Source organism: Vibrio chemaguriensis, from assembly GCF_012275705.1.
In the GTDB taxonomy this organism is placed as follows: Bacteria; Pseudomonadota; Gammaproteobacteria; order Enterobacterales; family Vibrionaceae; genus Vibrio; species Vibrio diabolicus.
The window spans coordinates 1-653 of sequence record NZ_SHOE01000061.1; the positions used below are offsets into that span (position 1 = coordinate 1).

The window sequence follows — 653 nt, forward strand, 5'->3', positions numbered from 1 at the left end:
GGCGTTATGTAGCCGCGAGAGGACGGTAAGTTAAAAGGATTTATATATGTTAAATATTCGCCAAGCTCGCATTGAAGATATCAGTGTTATCAAGAAACTACAGTTTCAGCTTAATGAGTATCATCAAGCAAATTTACCTGATGACTTTTTATCACCGGAAGAAATTGAACAAAAAATAGACCTGCACAAGATAATCGAAAGTGAAAGCTCGATTTGTCTGGTAGCCGAAAGCAAAGGGCAGTTAGTAGGTTTTGTTTTTGGTGAGCTATGGGTTCGTAAGTCTTGGACGCTCAAACAGCGAAAGATCGCAAGCGTTGAACAGATTGTAGTGGATTCACGCTTTAGGAGTCAGGGTGTTGGACTGGTGCTAATAGAGGCATTTGAAGAAAGGGCTATTTCTAACGGCGGAGAAGAGCTGTGGTTAGAGGTATATTCTTTCAATGAATCTGCTCTAGCTTTGTATCGCAAAGCTGGTATTGCGCCCAAAATCCAAATTGGACAGAAAGCACTAACCTGAAAGTCGGCTACATAACAAATTGTTCAAGAGTGATTCGGCACGCGTGGCATTTTTACTATGCGTTAGTTTTAGTGGTTAAGGTGGTATGCGGAAGCTTAGGTATTGCGTGCCTCACACCTTAACAAGGCGTTAGTTG

1 protein-coding gene is annotated in these 653 nt (G+C 41.8%); it reads left to right on the forward strand.

Annotated elements, in window-relative coordinates:
* The first annotated feature begins 46 nt into the window (after window positions 1–46).
* Window positions 47–517, forward strand: a complete 471-nt coding sequence (locus EX191_RS22765; protein ID WP_193448558.1) for a GNAT family N-acetyltransferase — start codon at window positions 47–49, stop codon at window positions 515–517.
* The last annotated feature ends 136 nt before the right edge of the window (window positions 518–653 follow it).

Bases quoted from the DNA above. Each gene is read 5' to 3' on its own strand.
- EX191_RS22765 (WP_193448558.1), top strand. From the start codon at position 47: ATGTTAAATATTCGCCAAGCTCGCATTGAAGATATCAGTGTTATCAAG.